The organism is Streptomyces sp. NPDC048288, assembly GCF_043201555.1.
Classification (GTDB): Bacteria; Actinomycetota; Actinomycetes; order Streptomycetales; family Streptomycetaceae; genus Streptomyces.
The window spans coordinates 142,247-159,445 of sequence record NZ_JBICZD010000011.1; the positions used below are offsets into that span (position 1 = coordinate 142,247).

The 17,199-nt window shown below is 71.6% G+C and carries 17 protein-coding genes; 5 read left to right on the plus strand and 12 right to left on the minus strand.

Translation table 11 applies throughout. The annotated features are described in order from the left end of the window. The first annotated feature begins 28 nt into the window (after positions 1-28). The 3 genes from ACGFZS_RS34870 (at position 29) to ACGFZS_RS34880 (ending at position 2,502) form a co-directional block, all read left to right on the plus strand. Complete coding sequence (locus ACGFZS_RS34870; RefSeq protein WP_393798453.1) at positions 29-604, plus strand: TetR/AcrR family transcriptional regulator; 576 nt, start codon at positions 29-31, stop codon at positions 602-604. A 101-nt stretch (positions 605-705) separates the two neighbouring features. After that, on the plus strand, positions 706-1,500 hold the full coding sequence (locus ACGFZS_RS34875) for an SDR family NAD(P)-dependent oxidoreductase (RefSeq protein ID WP_393798454.1): 795 nt from the start codon (positions 706-708) through the stop codon (positions 1,498-1,500). Between the two features lie 57 nt (positions 1,501-1,557). After that, the gene (locus tag ACGFZS_RS34880; RefSeq protein ID WP_393798455.1) at positions 1,558-2,502 is read left to right on the plus strand and encodes a methyltransferase; all 945 of its coding nucleotides are present in this window, start codon (positions 1,558-1,560) and stop codon (positions 2,500-2,502) included. A gap of 217 nt (positions 2,503-2,719) precedes the next feature. Here ACGFZS_RS34880 and ACGFZS_RS34885 read toward each other — a convergent pair whose 3' ends face one another. The 5 genes from ACGFZS_RS34885 to ACGFZS_RS34905 all read right to left on the minus strand — a co-directional run bounded on the left by ACGFZS_RS34885 (position 2,720) and on the right by ACGFZS_RS34905 (position 9,104). After that, the gene (locus ACGFZS_RS34885; RefSeq protein ID WP_393798456.1) at positions 2,720-3,775 is read right to left on the minus strand and encodes a LacI family DNA-binding transcriptional regulator; all 1,056 of its coding nucleotides are present in this window, start codon (positions 3,773-3,775) and stop codon (positions 2,720-2,722) included. A gap of 96 nt (positions 3,776-3,871) precedes the next feature. Beyond that, complete coding sequence (locus ACGFZS_RS34890) at positions 3,872-5,329, minus strand: GH1 family beta-glucosidase (protein WP_393798457.1); 1,458 nt, start codon at positions 5,327-5,329, stop codon at positions 3,872-3,874. A gap of 141 nt (positions 5,330-5,470) precedes the next feature. Further along, positions 5,471-6,391, minus strand: coding sequence for a carbohydrate ABC transporter permease (locus ACGFZS_RS34895; RefSeq protein ID WP_393798458.1), 921 nt, complete (start codon positions 6,389-6,391; stop codon positions 5,471-5,473). A 14-nt stretch (positions 6,392-6,405) separates the two neighbouring features. Beyond that, a complete protein-coding gene (locus ACGFZS_RS34900; RefSeq protein ID WP_365344211.1) occupies positions 6,406-7,398 on the minus strand; it encodes a sugar ABC transporter permease in 993 nt (330 codons plus the stop codon). Positions 7,399-7,787: 389 nt separating this feature from the next. Further along, positions 7,788-9,104, minus strand: a complete 1,317-nt coding sequence (locus ACGFZS_RS34905) for an ABC transporter substrate-binding protein (protein WP_393798459.1) — start codon at positions 9,102-9,104, stop codon at positions 7,788-7,790. A 628-nt stretch (positions 9,105-9,732) separates the two neighbouring features. Here ACGFZS_RS34905 and ACGFZS_RS34910 point away from each other — a divergent pair. Next, positions 9,733-11,160 carry a GH1 family beta-glucosidase gene (locus ACGFZS_RS34910; protein WP_393798460.1) on the plus strand — a complete coding sequence of 476 codons (1,428 nt, stop codon included), beginning with the start codon at positions 9,733-9,735 and terminating at the stop codon, positions 11,158-11,160. A 147-nt stretch (positions 11,161-11,307) separates the two neighbouring features. Then, entirely contained in the window at positions 11,308-11,991 is a 684-nt protein-coding gene (locus tag ACGFZS_RS34915) for a hypothetical protein (RefSeq protein ID WP_393798461.1), read from the plus strand. Between the two features lie 52 nt (positions 11,992-12,043). Here ACGFZS_RS34915 and ACGFZS_RS34920 read toward each other — a convergent pair whose 3' ends face one another. From ACGFZS_RS34920 to ACGFZS_RS34950, 7 genes are all read right to left on the minus strand, one after another. Beyond that, the gene (locus ACGFZS_RS34920) at positions 12,044-12,334 is read right to left on the minus strand and encodes a hypothetical protein (protein ID WP_393798462.1); all 291 of its coding nucleotides are present in this window, start codon (positions 12,332-12,334) and stop codon (positions 12,044-12,046) included. Between the two features lie 81 nt (positions 12,335-12,415). Continuing rightward, on the minus strand, positions 12,416-12,634 hold the full coding sequence (locus ACGFZS_RS34925) for a trypco2 family protein (RefSeq protein ID WP_393798641.1): 219 nt from the start codon (positions 12,632-12,634) through the stop codon (positions 12,416-12,418). A 54-nt stretch (positions 12,635-12,688) separates the two neighbouring features. After that, positions 12,689-13,102, minus strand: a complete 414-nt coding sequence (locus ACGFZS_RS34930) for a DNA-binding protein (RefSeq protein ID WP_393798463.1) — start codon at positions 13,100-13,102, stop codon at positions 12,689-12,691. After that, positions 13,084-13,368: a hypothetical protein gene (locus ACGFZS_RS34935; RefSeq protein WP_393798464.1), complete on the minus strand. Its 285-nt coding sequence runs from the start codon at positions 13,366-13,368 to the stop codon at positions 13,084-13,086. Before ACGFZS_RS34935 ends, ACGFZS_RS34930 begins: the two co-directional genes overlap by 19 nt. A gap of 59 nt (positions 13,369-13,427) precedes the next feature. After that, positions 13,428-14,894 (minus strand): cellulose binding domain-containing protein, encoded by a 1,467-nt coding sequence (locus tag ACGFZS_RS34940; protein WP_393798465.1) that lies wholly within the window; start codon positions 14,892-14,894, stop codon positions 13,428-13,430. A gap of 110 nt (positions 14,895-15,004) precedes the next feature. Next, the gene (locus tag ACGFZS_RS34945) at positions 15,005-16,405 is read right to left on the minus strand and encodes a HAMP domain-containing sensor histidine kinase (protein ID WP_355711392.1); all 1,401 of its coding nucleotides are present in this window, start codon (positions 16,403-16,405) and stop codon (positions 15,005-15,007) included. Then, positions 16,402-17,112 carry a response regulator transcription factor gene (locus tag ACGFZS_RS34950; RefSeq protein WP_355711391.1) on the minus strand — a complete coding sequence of 237 codons (711 nt, stop codon included), beginning with the start codon at positions 17,110-17,112 and terminating at the stop codon, positions 16,402-16,404. The genes ACGFZS_RS34945 and ACGFZS_RS34950 overlap by 4 nt, the downstream gene beginning before the upstream one ends. Positions 17,113-17,199 lie beyond the last annotated feature (87 nt).

Sequence of the window (17,199 nt, forward strand, 5' to 3'; positions counted from 1 at the left end):
ATTCCACAAAGCGCGCTACGCTGTCCCCATGGCACGCAACAGGGAGTTCGACATCGACCGGGCGGTGGACCGCGCCATGGATCTGTTCTGGCGCCAGGGCTATGCCGAGACCTCCCTGCCGGACCTGCTGAAGGAACTGTCGATAGGCAGCGGCAGCTTCTACGCGGCCTTCGGCTCGAAGGAGCAGCTCTACCTCCGCGCCCTCGACCGCTACACCTCCCTCCAGGGCCACGACCTGGAGGCGGCCCTGGACGGGACGCCCGGGATCCGGCCCGCGATCCGCGGGGTACTCGCCTCCCTGGTCGAGGCGGACCTGGCCGACCCCACGCGCGGGTGCCTCGTGGTCAACACCGCCACCCAGTGCGGCGACCAGCCCCAGGCGACGGACCGCGTCAGCACCGCGATCCGGCAGGTGGAGTCCTTCCTCGCCGGCGCCCTGGAACGGGCGCGGGCACGAGGGGAGATCTCCGCCGAGAAGAACCCGAAGGAACTGGCGAGGTTCCTGACCACGTTCATCCAGGGGATCCGCATCGTCGGCGGAGCGCGCATGGAGAGGGACTTCATGGAGGACGCCCTGTCCACGGCGATGCGCGCACTGGACTGAAACCCCGCCGAAAACCCCCGCCCCGGAGCGCCCGCGCCCGCGCTTCGCCCTACCCTCATTATGTATTGATCAATCCAGAAAGAATCCCGGAAGGAACCGTCATGGAACTGCACCTCAAGGACAAGGTCGCCGTCGTCACCGGAGCCAGCAAGGGCATCGGCCTGGCCGTGGTGGAGAGGCTGGCCCACGAGGGCGTCAAGGTCGTGGCCGGCAGCCGCTCCTCCACTCCCGAGCTGGACGCCCTGGCGGCCGGGCACGACGTCCTGATCGTGCCGGTCGACCTGTCCACCGCGGCGGGAGCCGAGACCCTGGTCCAGCGGGCCGTGGAGCGCCACGGGCACCTGGACATCCTGGTCAACAACCTCGGCGCCGCCGAACCCCGCGAGTCGTTCCTGGAGGTCGACGACGCCGGCTGGCAGCGGATCTTCGACCTGACCTTCTTCAGCGCCGTCCGCGCCAGCCGCGCCGCCCTCCCCCACCTGATCGCGGCGGGGGACGCGGCCATCGTGAACATCACCTCGATCAACGCCCGGCTGCCCTTCCCCATGGTGGTCGACTACTCGGCGGCCAAGGCCGCGCTGACCAACCTCAACAAGTCCCTGTCCGAGGAGTTCGCGCCCCAGGGCGTACGCGTCAACGCCATCGCCCCGGGCCCGGTCCGCACACCGTTCTGGACCGCGCCGGGCGGCTTCGCCGACGCCACCGCCGCGGCCGCCGGGACCACCGCGCAGGAAGCGCTGGACGTCGTCGTACCGCAGAGCATGGGCATCACGTCCGGACGCGTCAGCGAGGCGCACGAGATCGCCGACCTCGCCCTGTTCCTCGCCTCCCCGCTCGCCGCGAACATCACCGGCACGGAGACCCTCGTCGACGGCGGCCAGACCAAGACGCTCTGAGCCCCGGGCGGCGCCAGCCCCGCGCCATTCAGCTTCCGACCCAAGTGGAGAAAAGAAATGTCGGTCGACGACCGGATCACCCCCGAGCCGCTTCTTCAGCTCGGCCTGGGCTTCATGGCCTCCAAGACGCTGCTCAGCGCGGTGGAGTTGGGAATCTTCACCACGCTGGCCGACGGCGGCCGCGACCACGAGTCCCTCACCTCCGCGGCGGGCCTGCACCCCAGATCCGCCGCGGACCTCTTCCTCGACCGGGCCAAGCCGTCGTACGTCGGCGGCATCCTGGAGATGGCCGACGCACGCCTCTTCGGCTTCTGGAACAACCTCACCGACGCGCTGCGGACCGGCGCCCCGCAGAACGAGGTCGCGCACAGCGGCGCCCCGTTCTTCGCGACGCTCAGCCAGGACCCGGTCGCCTGGCGCGCCTTCCTCAACGGCATGAACGGCGTCAGCACGCCCCTCGCCGCAGCGCTGGCCGCCGACTTCGACTGGACCGGCCGCCGCCATGTCGTCGACCTCGGCGGAGCCCTCGGCGCCGTGCCCGCCGCCGTCCTGCGCTCCCACCCGGACATCACCGGAGCCGTCTTCGAACTTCCCCCGGTCCGCCCGGTGTTCGAGGAGTTCGTCGCCGCCCACGGCCTGACCGGCCGCCTCACCTTCCACGGCGGGGACTTCTTCGCCGACCCGCTGCCCGCGGCCGACGTCTACGTCATGGGCCAGATCCTCCACGACTGGAACCCGGAGCAGCGCCGCTTCCTCCTCCAGAAGGCCTACGACGCCCTGCCCGACGGCGGCACCCTCATCGTCTACGACGCCATGATCGACGACGAGCGCCGCCACCACACCTACGGCCTGATGCTGTCCCTCAACATGCTCATCGACACCGAGGGCGGATCCGAGTACACGGTCGCGGACGCCACCGAGTGGCTCCGGGCCACCGGCTTCGCCAAGGTGGAGACCCGCCCCCTCGTCGGCGGCTACACCGCCGCCTACGCCACCAAGTGAGCTAGGGCCTGTCGTTTGGATCATGCCGGCGTCGCGGGGCGTGGCACGCACATCTGCCGCGTTGTCGTCGGTTGTCGACGTCCCCCAGCCTACGGCCGGGAGGTGCCCCCACCGCGTCGCCGCCCTCCTCCGCCTTGCAGCTGCACGCACCACGCCCCGCTCGGGTCGGCCGACAAGGCACCGTGAGCCACGGCCGGCCTGATCCAAACGACAGGCCCTAGGAGGACGCCCGGGCCACCAGTGCCGTCGGCAGTACCGCGTGTCGGCGCTCCAGTTCCCGGGCGGCGGCCGGACGGCGGTCGGCGATCTCGGCCAGCAGCAGGTCGATCATGGCGCGGCCCATCCCCTCGATCGGCTGGCGGACGCTGGTGAGCGGCGGGTCCATGTGACGTGCGATGGCCGAGTCGTCGTACCCGACCAGCGCCACGTCCTCGGGGATACGGCGGCCCGCCACCCGCAGCACCTGGCGGGCGCCCGCCGCCATCACGTCGGAGCCGGCGAACACGGCGTCGAGGCCGGGCTCGCGCTCCAGCAGCCGGGCCATCGCCCGCCGGCCGCCCTCCTCGGTGAAGTCGCCGGGCTCGATGAGGAGTTCGTCCGCCGCACGGCCCGCGTCGCGCAGGGCGTCGCGGTAGCCGTCGACGCGGCGCTGGGCTCCGTAGACGTCGAGCCGGCCGGTGATGTGGGCGATCGTGCGGCGGCCGCGGGTCAGCAGGTGCTCCACGGCCGACCGGGCGCCGCCGTAGTTGTCGGAGTCCACCGAGGTCAGCGTCTCCTCAGCCGAGCGGGGGCCGCTGATCACGGCCGGGATCTCCAGCTGGGCGAGCAGGTCGGGCAGCGGGTCGTCGGCGTGCACGGACACCAGCAGCACCCCGTCCACCCGGTGCGCGGCCAGGTACTGCGCGAGCCGGCGCCGCTCGCGGTCGCTGCCCGCGAAGATCAGCAGCAACTGCATCTCGGTCTCGGAGAGTTCGGCACCGACGCCGCTGAGCATGTCGGAGAAGTACGGCTCCGCGAAGAACCGGGTCTCGGGCTCGGGCACGACCAGCGCGATCGCGTCCGTGCGGTTGGCGGCCAGCGCGCGGGCGGCGGTGTTGGGGACGTAGCCGAGTTCGTTGACGGCCGCCTCCACGGCCGCGCGGGTCGCGTCGCTGACCCGGGGCGAGCCGTTGATCACCCGCGACACCGTGCCGCGGCCCACGCCGGCCCGGGCGGCGACCTCCTCCAGGGTCGGCCGCCGAGCGCCCCGGCCCCGCTCACCCTTGACCGTCATGGTCGCCGCCTTCCGTTCGCAGCCCTCAGGCCAGGAAATGTAACAGCCGGGGCCCGGCCGCTCCGGGCCCCGTCACGCCCCCGGGGCCGTACCGGGTCAGCCCTGCTCACCGGCGCTCGGCAGGGCGTTCCGGCGGATCACCTCCGCGTACCAGTGTGCGCTCGCCTTGGGGATGCGGCGCTGGGTGCCGTAGTCGACGTAGACGGCGCCGAAGCGCTTGGAGTAGCCGTAGGACCACTCGAAGTTGTCCAGCAGCGACCACAGGAAGTAGCCGCGCACGTCCGCTCCGTCGGCGACGGCCTGCCGGACGGCGTCCAGGTGGGAGTGGAGGTAGGCGATCCGCTGCGGGTCGTTGACCCGGCCCTCGGGCGAGACGTAGTCGTCGAAGGCGGCGCCGTTCTCGGTGACCATCAGCGGCAGCCCCGGGTGCGAGGCGGCCAGGCCGGTCAGCAGGGTGTGCAGCCCGCTCGCGTCGATGGCCCAGTTCATCGCGGTGAGCTGGTCGTTGGCCAGGTGGAAGGTGACGTCGTCGGCGCCCGTCCACGGGGAGTGGTCGCTCGCGCCGTGGCCGTCGTTGCGGGTGCCGGGGCCGCCCTCGACGGCCGCGGAGACCACGGTCGGCGAGTAGTAGTTGACGCCGAGCAGATCGATCGGGCGGGAGATCTCGGCCAGGTCGCCGTCGTGCACCAGCTCCGCCCAGTCCACCAGGTGCGCGGTGTCGGCGAGCAGGTCCTCCGGGTAGGCGCCGTCCAGGATCGGGCCGGTGAAGATCCGGTTGCCGACCGCGTCGATACGCCGGGCCGCCTCGGCGTCCGCGGCGCTGTCGGTCAGCGGGCGCACCTGGTGCAGGTTGAGGGTGATGGAGGTCTGCGCGGTCGACGGCAGGTTCTCGCGCAGCGCGCCGACCGCCAGCCCGTGGGCCAGGTTGAGGTGGTGCGCGGCGCGCAGGGTGGCCGCCGGGTCGGTGCGCCCCGGGGCGTGCACGCCGGATCCGTAGCCCAGGAAGGCGCTGCACCAGGGCTCGTTGAGGGTGGTCCACACCCCGACGCGGTCCCCGAGGGCGCGGGCCGTGATCTCGGCGTAGTCGGCGAAGCGGTGCGCGGTGTCCCGCTGCGGCCAGCCGCCCGCGTCCTCCAGTTCCTGCGGCAGGTCCCAGTGGTAGAGGGTGGCGACCGGGGTGATGCCCGCTTCGAGGAGTTCGTCGGTGAGCCGCCGGTAGAAGTCCAGGCCGCGCTCGACCGCGGGCCCCCGTCCGGTGGGCTGCACCCGGGACCAGGAGACGGAGAACCGGTAGGCCTTGAGGCCGAGGTCCTTCATCAGCGCCACGTCGCCCTTGTACCGGTGGTAATGGTCGGCGGCGATGTCACCGGTGTCGCCGTTGCGGACCCGTCCGGGGGTGTGGCTGAAGGTGTCCCAGATCGACGGTGTACGACCGTCCTCGGCGGCGGCACCCTCCACCTGGTACGCGGCGGTGGCGGCCCCCCAGACGAAACCGGGCGGGAAGGAGGTGTCTGAGGCCGACTGGGCAGTGGTCTCGGTTCGTACGGCGGTCATCTGAGAGCGCTCCCGGAGTGGCGTGGAGAAGAAAGGGGGGAAAGGAGGCAAGGGGGGAAGGCGGGCAAGGGGGCAAGGCGAGCGGGGGAAACGGGGCGGTGGGGCGGGCCACCGGGAACGGGTGGGGCGGCCCGCCCGGCGTCAGCCCTTGACGGCGCCCGCCATGATGCCTCCGACGATCTGCTTGCCGAAGATCACGAAGACGAGCAGCAGCGGCAGCGTGCTGATCAGCGCGCCGGCCATGACGATGCTCTGGTCGGGGGTGTAGGAGGCGCTGAGCTGGCCGAGCGCGACCTGGAGGGTGGGGTTGTCCTGGTTCAGGGCGAGGAAGGGCCAGAAGAAGTCGTTCCACGCCTGGACGAAGGTGAGCATGCCCAGCACCATCATCGCGGGACGGGCCGCGGGCAGGACCACGTTCCACACGATGCGGATGTTGGTCGCGCCGTCCACCTTGGCCGCCTCGATGAGCTCGTAGGGCAGGGCCTCCAGCAGGTACTGGCGCATGAAGAAGACACCGAAGGCGCCGACCAGGGTCGGGAAGATCACCGACTCCAGTTTTCCGCCCCAGCCGATGTCCGCCATCATCATGAACAGCGGGACCACGCTGAGCTGCGGCGGGATCGTCAGGGTGGCGATGACCGCGGTCATCAGGGCGCCCCGGCCGCGGAACCGCATCTTGGCGAAGGCGTAGCCGGCCAGGGTGCAGAAGAACAGGGTGGCCGCGGTGATGCAGCCCGACACGATCACGCTGTTGACGATGGCCTTGCCCAGGTGGGCCTGTTCCCAGGCGGTCTGGAGGTTGCTCCACAGTCTGCTGCCCGGCAGCAGCGGCGGTGGGCTGTCGAGGACCCGCTGCTGGTCGTGCGAGGCGGCCACCAGCGTCCAGTACAGCGGGAAGACCGAGCCCAGGCCGACGACGACCAGGGCGAGGTAGGTGAGGGGGCCGCCCTTGAGCTGCTGCCCGGCGCCGAGCTTGAGGCGTACGCGGTTCCTGCCCGGGGAGGCGACCGGCGGCACCGGGTCGAGGCTCGGTGCGGTGTTGGTGGGGCTGGTCGTGGTCATCGATATCGCTCCCGTCAGGCCGCGCTCTTGCGCAGGAACCGGCCGACGATCAAGTTGATCAGGGCGATGAGCAGCAGCAGGGCGAGCATGGCCCAGGCCACCGCCGCGGCCGGGCCCAGATGCCCCAGCTTCCAGCCGTAGTTGTAGAGGTAGATGCTGAGGGTTTCGTACTGGTGCTCGTTGCCGCCGGTGGAGCCGAGCGTGCCGCCCTGGAGCAGCAGCGGCTCGCCGAACAGCTGCATGGAGCCGATCGTCGAGATGACGATGGTGAACAGGATCGTCGGCCGCAGCGAGGGAATGGTCACCTTGCGGAACTGCTGCCAGCGGGTCGCCCCGTCGATGGAGGCGGCCTCGTACAGGTCGGTGGGCACGGCCTGCATGGCCGCCAGGTAGATCAGCGCGTTGTAGCCGGTCCAGCGCCAGATCACGATGACCGAGATGGCGATCTTGGACGTCCACTCGCCGTTGCCCCAGTCGGTGTTGCCGATGCCGACGAAGTGCAGCACCCAGTTGAGGATGCCGCCGTCGGCCCGGAACACCAGGGCGAAGACCAGGGCCGCGGTCGCCACCGAGGTGGCGTACGGGGTGAGCACGACCGTCCGCCAGAACGTGCTGGCGCGCAGCTTGTAGTTGAGCAGGTGGGCGAGGCCGAGGGCCACGAGCAGCTGCGGGACGGTCGAGATGACGCCGATCAGGAAGGTGTTCGTGACGGCCGTCCAGAACTCCGAGTCCTGGAGGATCTTGGTGAAGTTGTCGAAGCCGACCCACTGCGACTGGTCGAGGCTCGTCATCTCCACCCGGTGCAGGGCTATCCAGCCCGTGTAGAGGAGCGGGTAGAGCCCGAAGGCACCGAAGACGAGGAAGAACGGAGCGATGTACGCGTACGGGGACGCGAGGTCGTCGAAGCGCCACAGCCGGCTGCGCCAGGTGCCGCGTCCGTTCGGCACGGCACCGGAGCCGCCGGCGGGCGGGGTGGGGGCACCCCGTGTGGGTGTCGTCGTTGCCACGGGGGATTTCCTTCCTGGGGGGATTCGGCCGGGGAACGGGGGCGGGACAGGGCGGGGCCGGACGGCGACGCCGGGGTCTCGCACCGCGCCGGACCCGGCCGGGGGACGCGGCGCGCCGGTGTCCGGCGCGCCCTACCCACGCGCCGGGCACCGGAACCTCGTACGGCACGGCGCGGGGGGGGGGGGGGGGGGGGGGGGGGCCCCCCCCCCGGGGGGGCGGCCCCCCCCCCCCCGGGGGGGGCGCGGGGGGGGGGGGGCGCCCGCGGGGGGGGGGGGGGGCCGGGGGGCGGGGGGGCCGGGCGCCCCCACCCCCCGCGCGGGCCCCCCCCCCCCCCCCGGCCGGGGGGGGGGGGGGGGGGGGCGGGGGGCCCCCCCCCCACCGCGGGTCGTCAGCCGATCACCTTGTCGATCGCCTCGGTCGCGGCCTTCCACGCGTCGGCGGGCTTGGTGCCCCGCTGCTCCATGTTGTTGATCTGCGTGGAGATGGTGTCCTTGATCGTCGCGTCCTTCGGGCCGAGCACCGCCTCGGGGATGGTCTTGGCCTCGTCGGCGTAGATCTGGCCGATCGGCGCGTTGTTGAAGTACGGGAGCGTCGCGTTCTTCACGCCGGGCAGGTCATAGGCGCCCTTGTTCGACGGGAAGACACCGATCGCCTTGAAGACCTCGGCCTGCTGCTCCGGGGCGGTCAGCCACTTGACGAGGTCGGCGGCCTCCTTGGCGTGCTTGCCGCTCTTGGGCACGGCCAGGAAGGAGCCGCCCCAGTTGGCGGCGGTCGAACCGGGGGCCTTGGCTATGTCCCACTTGCCCTTGAAGGCGTCACCGGAGTTGGTGGAGATCTGCCCGGCCATCCACGCGGGGCAGGCCACGGTCGCCACGCTGCCCTTGCGCAGCGCCGCCGTCCAGGCGTCGGTGAACTGCGCCAGACCCTGGGTCAGCTTCTTCGACGCGGCTTCGGCAGCCAGGTTCCAGCCCTGCTGAACGGAGGCGCTGTCCTTGTAGATCGGCTTGCCGGAGGCGTCGTAGTACTGCTGCGCCGAGGAGCTGACGACCGCGTTGTACATGGCGCTCGCGGAGTCCATGAAGTAGGTGCCGGACGGCGCCTTCTTCTTGTACTGCTCGCCGAGCTTCAGGTAGTCCTCCCAGCCGCCCGCGACGGCCTTGGCGACCGCGTCGCGGTCGGAGGGCAGACCCGCCTTGTCGAAGAGGTCCTTGCGGTAGCACAGGGACATCGGGCCGATGTCGGTGCCGGCGCCGATGACCGTGCCGTCCGAGGCGGTGGCCTGCTTCTCCTTCCAGGAGACCCAGTCGTCCACGTTGATCGTCTTGCTCAGGTCGGTGAACTTGGCCGCCTGGGTGTCGACGACCTCCTTGATGCGGCCCACCTCGATGCCGGTGACGTCCGCCAGGCCACTGCCCGTGTTCAGCTGCTGAAGGAGCTTGGGGTAGTAGTCCTGCTCGTTGGCGGTGGTCTCTTCCTTCACCGTGATGTTCGGGTGCAGCTTGTGGTACTTCGCGAACAGGTCGGCCTCCTTGTAGCCGAACTGCCCGAAGTCCGCCACCGTGAGAGTGATGTTCCCGTTGGAGTCCGAGGCGTCCGAGTCGCTGTCGCTGCTGCAACCGGTCAGCAGCAGCGCCGAGGCGGTCAGGACCGTTGTGGTCAGGGCCGCAGCTCTGCGGCCGCGGCGACCGGGTCGGGTGATGCGCATTCCACTACTCCTTGTTCCAGTGGGGAACGGGATCTCAGGAAACAGACCGCCGGGGACCGGCGATCCGGACCTGCCCTCTCGGTGCGAGCAGCGGCCGGCCCACCGCACTCGACGTGCGGCGAAAAGGTGCTGGTCAACGAGGTGCGGTGACGACAGAGGGAAAGGCCATGGGGTGGTTCGCTCCACACGGGAGAGATTCCCCGGCTACCCGTGGGACCGCTCCCACGCGGCATGCCGGAAGACTGGTTCCTGTCGGGCCGACTGTCAAGACTTGAAAACGGCGTTGTTGCCCAAGCGTGTTCCGGACGTCACGGGAACGTGTCGCGCCGGGGGGTTTCACCGGCCCGACATCAGCCCGCCTCATCCAGGAATCACGCAGGTCACAGACGCGACAGCGGTCGACGTCCCGGGAATTGAGCCGCTCACCACCGCACGCCCGGGGTTTCCCGGACCAGAACGCGGCACACCCGGACCGGACGCCGAGAGGTGAACGATGGGCTTTCCGGAGCGCCCACCAGGGACCGGGCGCCCCGGGCCGCCGGCGGGTCCGCGGGAGCCCGGCGACACCCCTATGCCATGGGAGCGCTCCCATGCATAATGGCGACAAGCCGACCATGGGAGCGCTTCCATGCCCGATTCGCCGACCGAGGCCTTTCCTCCCGCCTTCCTCTGGGGCGCCGCGACCTCCGCATATCAGATCGAGGGGGCGGTGCGGGAGGACGGCCGCACCCCCTCCATCTGGGACACCTTCAGTCATACGCCGGGCAGGACGGCCGGCGGCGAGACCGGTGACATCGCTGTCGACCACTACCACCGCTACCGCGACGATGTGGCGCTCATGGCGGACCTGGGCCTGAACGCCTACCGCTTCTCGGTCTCCTGGTCACGCGTCCAGCCGACCGGCCGGGGCCCGGCGGTCCAGGTGGGCCTGGACTTCTACCGGCGCCTGGTGGACGAGCTGCTGGCGAAGGGCATCAGGCCCGCGATCACCCTCTACCACTGGGACCTCCCCCAGGAGCTGGAGGACGCGGGCGGCTGGCCGGAGCGGGACACGGCGTACCGGTTCGCCGAGTACGCGCAGATCGTCGGCGAGGCGCTCGGCGACCGGGTGGAGCAGTGGATCACCCTCAACGAGCCCTGGTGCAGCGCCTTCCTCGGCTACGGCTCCGGCGTGCACGCCCCCGGCCGTACCGACCCGGCGGCCACCCTGCGCGCCGCGCACCACCTCAACCTGGCCCACGGCCTGGCCACTTCGGCACTCCGCTCGGTGATGCCGGCCCGCAACCAGGTCGCCATCAGCCTCAACTCCTCGGTGGTACGGCCGCTTTCGCAGGACCCGGCCGACCTGGTGGCGGTCCGCACCATCGACGACCTGGCCAACGGCGTCTTCCACGGCCCGATCCTGCACGGCGTGTACCCCCCGTCGCTGTTCGCGGCGACGGCGTCGGTGACGGACTGGTCCCACGTCCGGGACGGCGACCTCGCCGCGATCCACCAGCCGCTGGACGCGCTGGGGCTGAACTACTACACGCCGACGCTGGTGTCGGCGGCGCGGCACGCGACGGCCGGTCCGCGCGCGGACGGCCACGGCGCCGGCGCCCACTCCCCGTGGCCGGGCGCCGACGACGTCGCCTTCCACCAGACCCCGGGCGAGCGCACGGAGATGGGCTGGACGATCGACCCGGCGGGCCTGCACGAGCTGATCATGCGCTACACGCGGGAGGCGCCGGGCCTGCCGCTCTACATCACCGAGAACGGCGCCGCCTACGACGACAAGCCCGACCCCGACGGCACCGTCCACGACCCCGAGCGCATCGCCTACCTGCACGGCCACCTCTCGGCGGTCCGCCGCGCCGTCACCGACGGCGCGGACGTGCGCGGCTACTACCTGTGGTCCCTGATGGACAACTTCGAGTGGGCGTACGGCTACGAGAAGCGGTTCGGGGCGGTGTACGTCGACTACGCGACCCTCGCCCGCACCCCGAAGTCGAGCGCGCGCTGGTACGCGGAGGCGGCCCGCACGGGAACGCTGCCGCCGGCCCGGCCGGCGGCCTGACCGGGCAAAAGCGGGGCGCGGCACCCGGAGGGGAGTGCCGCGCCCGTCTCACAGGAACCCCTCAGCGGCCGATCAGCGGCCTCTCAACTCCCTGGCGTCTCCTAGGACGTACGAGGTGATCGGGCCTCGGGGACAACGGAGGACGTCATGGGTTTCGTCGCGCTGGTGATGGTGGCACTGCTCGTCGCCGGGGTGGTGGCCTTCGCCGGCCGGAACCGGCAGCGGGCCGCGGCCGGTGCCGGGCGGACGGCACAGCAGGACTTCACCGCCGACGCCGGCGCCGAGGCCACCCGCTGGGTGGACCGGCTGGGCGGGGGCATCGCGACCCTCGACGCGGGCGACGAGCGCGCGGCGCGCCAGGCGCTGGCGGACGCGGCGGAGCGTCATCGCGCGGCGCGGAACCAGATGGCGACGGCGTACACCCCGGCGCAGTACGCGCTGGTGACCCAGACCGCGGTGGAGGGCCTGCACTACGTACGGGCGGCCCGCACCGCCCTCGGCCTCGACCCGGGCCCGGCGCTGCCGCCGATGGGCGCGGCGACGGCGGGGCAGCAGGTGACGGTGGGCGGCCAGACGTACACCTCCGCGGACCGCCCGGGTGCCGGGACGCCGTACTACTACCCGGGCGGTTCGGTCGGCGGCCGTTCCGTCCCCGGCGGCTGGTACAGCACACCGTGGTGGAAGACGGCCCTGGTCGCGGGCGCGGCGGGGGTGGGCGGCATGCTCCTCGCCGACGCCATCCTCGACGGCTTCCACCACCACGGCCCGCCACTGGGCGGCCCCGGCGGCCCGGGCGGGTTCGGGGGCTTCGGGGGGCCGGGGATCTTCTGACGGGGCGACCGCTCGACCACGTCGAGCGGTCTTCCGTGCCGCGTCCGATGAGCTAGGCGTCGTCGAGGCCCAGGTGCGCGAAAACGGCGTCCCGCACGTCGCGCACGGCATCAGGATCGACCACGGCGAGGACGGAAACAGCGTGAGGCGGCGAGGCGGCGAGCGAGGTGTGCGCGCCGCTTCTGCCGGTGACCAGAACGCCGAGGTCGACGGGAGCGCGCGCAGCGTGACCGGTCGCGTCCAGGGTGCGCTCACCCCTTCGGTCCGCCTGGAGTCCGGCCCGCACTGCGGACGCCCCCTCGATGACATGCGCGGCCGTCAGCACCTTGCCCGGCGCGATCACATAACCCGTGCCGCGCCGGCCGGAAGCACCGCTCGGCAGAGTGACGATGATCTCCGCGACCTGCTCCGGCCGCAGCCCCGCTCAGCACTCGCCGTCAACCTCGCCGCCTGCGATCAGCACCGGCCGCACCGTGCCGTCCGCGCCTGCCTCCCTGCTGACGGCGACGGTTGCCTCAACGTCCACCGGACCGAGTTCGAACCGCAGGGCCTCGCCCTGCCCTTCGAGTAGAGCGGTAGTCAGCTGTTGTCGCAACTCGCGGATCACGTCGGCCAGTTCGATCAGGTTTCCCCCTTGCGCCACAGTGCTCAAATGCCACAAGCCACCGTCTTGGCACAGGGCTCCCTCACACTCCGACTAGACAGCCACCAGCCGTACTCTCTCGCCGCAGAGTCTGGTCATGTCGTCGACGTCCGAGGTGATCATGACGACCGGACGGCGTTGCCGCAGTGCCATCTCCGCCACGGCCGCGTCAATCGCGTACTTGTGACCGTGCAGTCCCGCATCGATCAGCATCGCGGAAGCCGCCTTCGCCTCTTCGTCACCGACGGACACGATCCGCAGACCTGAGAGGACCCAGCTCAGCCGTGCCTTGTCGGTCTTCCGATGGACCGCCTCGATGAGGGTGAGCGCGCTGATCACCACTTCCATGCCTCGCCTGCGCGCCTCGGCGACCAGAGCCACGACGGGCTCGTGATCGCCGACGAACTTGGACAGCCCGTCGCAGTCCAGGACCAGGGTGCCCTCATGGCTCAGCTTGCGGCGGGCCACTGGCCCTCCTCGGCGAATACCTCGTCGAAGATCTCGCGCGCCCGCAGCGCCTCCTGCTCCGAGATCGTCCCCTTGCGACGTTCGTAGTCCGCCAGGTACTCGTCCAGGATCTCACCACGCAGTTCACGCTCGACCGCGGCCGTGATGAAGGCCGAGAACTCCCGCTTGCCCACCCGCTGCCGGATCGCCTCGGCCGTTCCTTCCGGAAGCGAGAGGCTGACCCTGGTCGCGGGCCCTTCTCCGACTCCGTATGAGATCTCGTCCATGGACCCGAGATTATCAAAGAAGTAGGAAAAGGGCCTGTCGGCGACCGCGCGGGGCGCCGTCAGCCGATGGCGGCGAACGCCTTCGAGAAGGCGTTCTTGTCCTGGAGGATCGAGCTGCAGGTGGCGTCCGCGGTGGGCTTGGCGCCGCCGGCGCACTGCTGGTCGCGGGTGGCCGACCACATGGAGAGCCAGCCGATCCCCTTGGACTTGGCGAAGTCGACCAGCTGGGTGGCGTCGTCGACCTTGAAGACCTCGGCGGAGACGTCGTTGACGCCGATCATCGGGGTGACCGCGACGGCCTTCCAGGCGGCGGAGTCGGAGAGGCCGAGGACGCTCTTGATCTGGGCCTGGGTGGCGGTGGCCGCCTGGACGGCGTAGGTGCCCATGTCGCCGTTGTACGCGGGGCCGTAGTCCATCGCCATGATGTTGACGGCGCTGATCTTCACGCCGTTGGCCTTGGCGTCCGCGAGCAGGTTCACGCCGTCCTGGGTGAGGCCCTCCGGCATCACGGGGAGGGTGAACGACACGTCCAGGTCCGGGTGCTGCGCCTGGAGCTTGGCGATGGCCTTGGCGCGGTTGGCGTTGGCCGTGGTGTTGGGCAGCGCGCCGCCCTCCACGTCGAAGTCGGCCTTGGTCAGGTCGTAGGCGTCCACGACCTTGCCGTACGCCGTCGCCAGCGCGTCCGCCGAGGAGCAGGTGGTGGCGAGTTCGGAGCCGGACGCGCCGCCGAAGGAGACCCGGACGTCACCGCCCTTGGCGCGCAGGGCGCCGATCTGGGACGCGACGCCGTCGCTCGCCAGGTCCGTCACCCCGCCCCACTTCGGCGTGCAGCCGCCGCCGTCGGTGACGAAGGCGAGGTTGTAGTTCTTCACACCGGTCGCGTTCGCCGCCGCGAGGAGGTCGAACGCCGGGTAGAGGGAGGTGTCGACGTACGGGGCGAAACCGGCGGAGGCGGTGGTGCCGGTGCCGCTGCTCTGGGTGGGGGTGGCGGAGGCCGTGGCCGTGGGGGTGGCCGTCTTGGTCGGGGTCGCGGTCGGGGTCGGAGTCGGAGTCGGGGTGGCGGACTGCGTCGGGCGGCCGCTGGGCTCGGGGGTGGCCGTGCCGTCCGCCGAACAGCTCGCGTTGTCGATCCGGCAGCCGGTCGGGTCCCCGCTGCCGTTGACCACGAAGCCGACGGTGTCCGCCTCGCCGGCCGCCAGGCCGTCCGTGTCCCACTTCGGCGGCTTCACGGTGACGTGCTGACCGCTGACGGTGTACTCGGCGTTCCACAGCGAGCTGAGCCTGGCGCCGGCCGGCAGGTCGAACTCCAGCGTCCAGTCCTGCTCCCTGGCACCGCTGTTGTTCGTGACGACGTACTGGGCGGTGTACCCGGTCGACCAGTCGCTGGTCTTCGTGTACGCGGCGCCGACCCCGGCGGCCTGCGCGATACCGGTGAACAGGATCGCCCCGCCACCGACCACGGCCGCCGCGACCAGACCGCCTATCGCCTTGTTCCTGCCACTGATTCTGCGCCGGTGCGTGCTCATGCGCGTGCCTGCCTTCGCCTGCCGAATTGGGGGGGTGCGGCAGCACGCTAGCGACCGGGATTCGGACAAACGGCCTGATAGGGACGGCCGTTGGGGATCTTAGGGTGCGCTTAAGGAAGGGATCGGGACCGATTAAAGGTCGAGACCATTCTCCGGCGACGCATCGACCCCCGGTGCCCCCTGCCCCTGCGCTCCGGCTTCCCGCCGTCCAGCTGGAGCCAGATCCGCACCTCGGTGCCGCCCAGCACCGACGAGCCGATCCGCACGTCCCCGCCCGTCGACTCGGCGAGCCGGCGCACGATGTCCAGGCCGAGCCCGGTCGACCCGGCCGCCCCGGACCCCCGCCCCCGGGCCATCGCCGCCTCGGGGTCCCGGATGCCCTGTCCGGCGTCGGAGACCAGCACGATCACCGCGTCCTCCGCGTTGTGCACGTCGACCGCGAAGGCGGTGCCCTCGGCGGTGTGCCGGAAGACGTTGCCGAGCAGCGCGTCGAGCGCGGCGGCCAGGTCGGCGCGGGCCACGGGTATCCGCACCGGCCGCTCCACGCCGGCCACCCGCCACTTGCGGCCCTCGTCCTCGGCGAGCGCCGACCAGAACCCCATGCGCTCCCGCACCACCTCGGCCGCGTCGCACCCGGCCCCCGGCCCGATCGCCGCCGTCTGCGGCTTGGCCTCCCGGGCGGTACGGATGATGGTGTCGACCTCCCGCTCCAGCTGCGCGACGGCGGCCCGGGTCTGCTCGGCGGCGGTGCCGTCCCCGAGCGAGGCGGCGTTCAGCCGCAGCACGGTGAGCGGGGTCCGCAGCCGGTGCGACAGATCGGCGGCCAGCTCCCGCTCGTTCGCCAGCAGTTGGACGACCTGGTCGGCCATCGAGTTGAACGCGACCGCCGCCAGCCGCAGTTCGGTCGGCCCCTCCTCGGGCACCCGCGATCCGAGCCTGCCCTCGCCCAGTTCGTGCGCGCCCTCGACCAGCCGCCGGGCGGGCCGCACCATCCGCACACCCAGCCGGTCGGCGACCGCGACCGAGCCGACGACCAGCGCCAGGCCGACGGCCGCGAGCACCGCCCAGGCCGTGGAGACACCGTGGGTCACCTCGGACTCGGGCACGTACACCTCGACGACCGCGATGGCCCCGGAGCTCAGCGCCACGGGCTGCAGCAGGGTCGACCCGCCGGCCACCTCCGTGGTGGAGGCCCGCCCCAGCTTCCGTACGGTCGCGATGTCCCGGCCGGCCGCGCGCTGCCGCCCGATGTCGACGGCGGCGCCGCCGTCCGTCGCCGGTATGTGCACGGCCATGCCCGCGTCCAGCCCGGCCGCGGCCACCACCCGCTCCAGCTGGTCCCGGTCGGTGGTGATGGACAGCGCCGGGGCGACGGCGGCCGCCTGCCGCTCCGCGTTGGAGAAGGCGCGGTCGCGGGCCAGTTCCTTGACGACCAGGCCGAGCGGGACCGCGAAGGCGACCACGACCATCGCGGTGACCGCCAGCGCGACCTTGACCAGTGCCCATCTCATCGGACCGGCCCCCGCTCCGCGCCCGGCGGCTCCAGCTTCACGCCGACCCCGCGCAGGGTGTGCAGATAGCGCGGCCGGGCCGCGGTCTCCCCCAGCTTCCTTCGCAGCCACGACAGATGGACGTCGATGGTCTGGTCGTCCCCGTACGACTGCTGCCAGACCTCCGCCAGCAGCTCCTTGCGCGGTACGACGACCCCGGGCCGCCCGGCCAGGAACGCCAGCAGGTCGAACTCGCGCCGGGTGAGATCGAGCCGCGTCCCGTCCAACTCGGCCTGCCGGCGCAGCGGATCGACGGTCAGTCCGCCGACCCGCAGCACACTGGACGGCGCCGGCTCGCCCCCGCCGGACCGCGCCCGGCGCAGCACGGCGGCCATCCGCGCCGACAGGTGTTCGACGGAGAACGGCTTGGTCAGATAGTCGTCCGCACCGGCGTTGAGCAGCCGGACGATCTCCGTCTCGTCGTCGCGCGCGGTGGCGATGATGACGGGCACGTCCGTGATGCCGCGCAGCATCTTCAGGGCCTCGGAGCCGTCCAGGTCCGGCAGTCCGAGGTCCAGGATCACCACGTCGAAACGGAAATGGGCGACCTCGCGCAGCGCCTCCAGTGCGGTGCCGACGCTGCGCACGGTGTGCGAGGCGTCGGCGAGCTGCCGGATGAGCGCCGAGCGTACGAACTGGTCGTCCTCGACCACGAGCACACTTGCCATGCGCCGCACCGTACGCCATGCGGCGGACGCTGGTCTGGGCCTGTGGATAACTCGGGACGAGTGCGCGCGGCGGTACCGCTGAGGCAG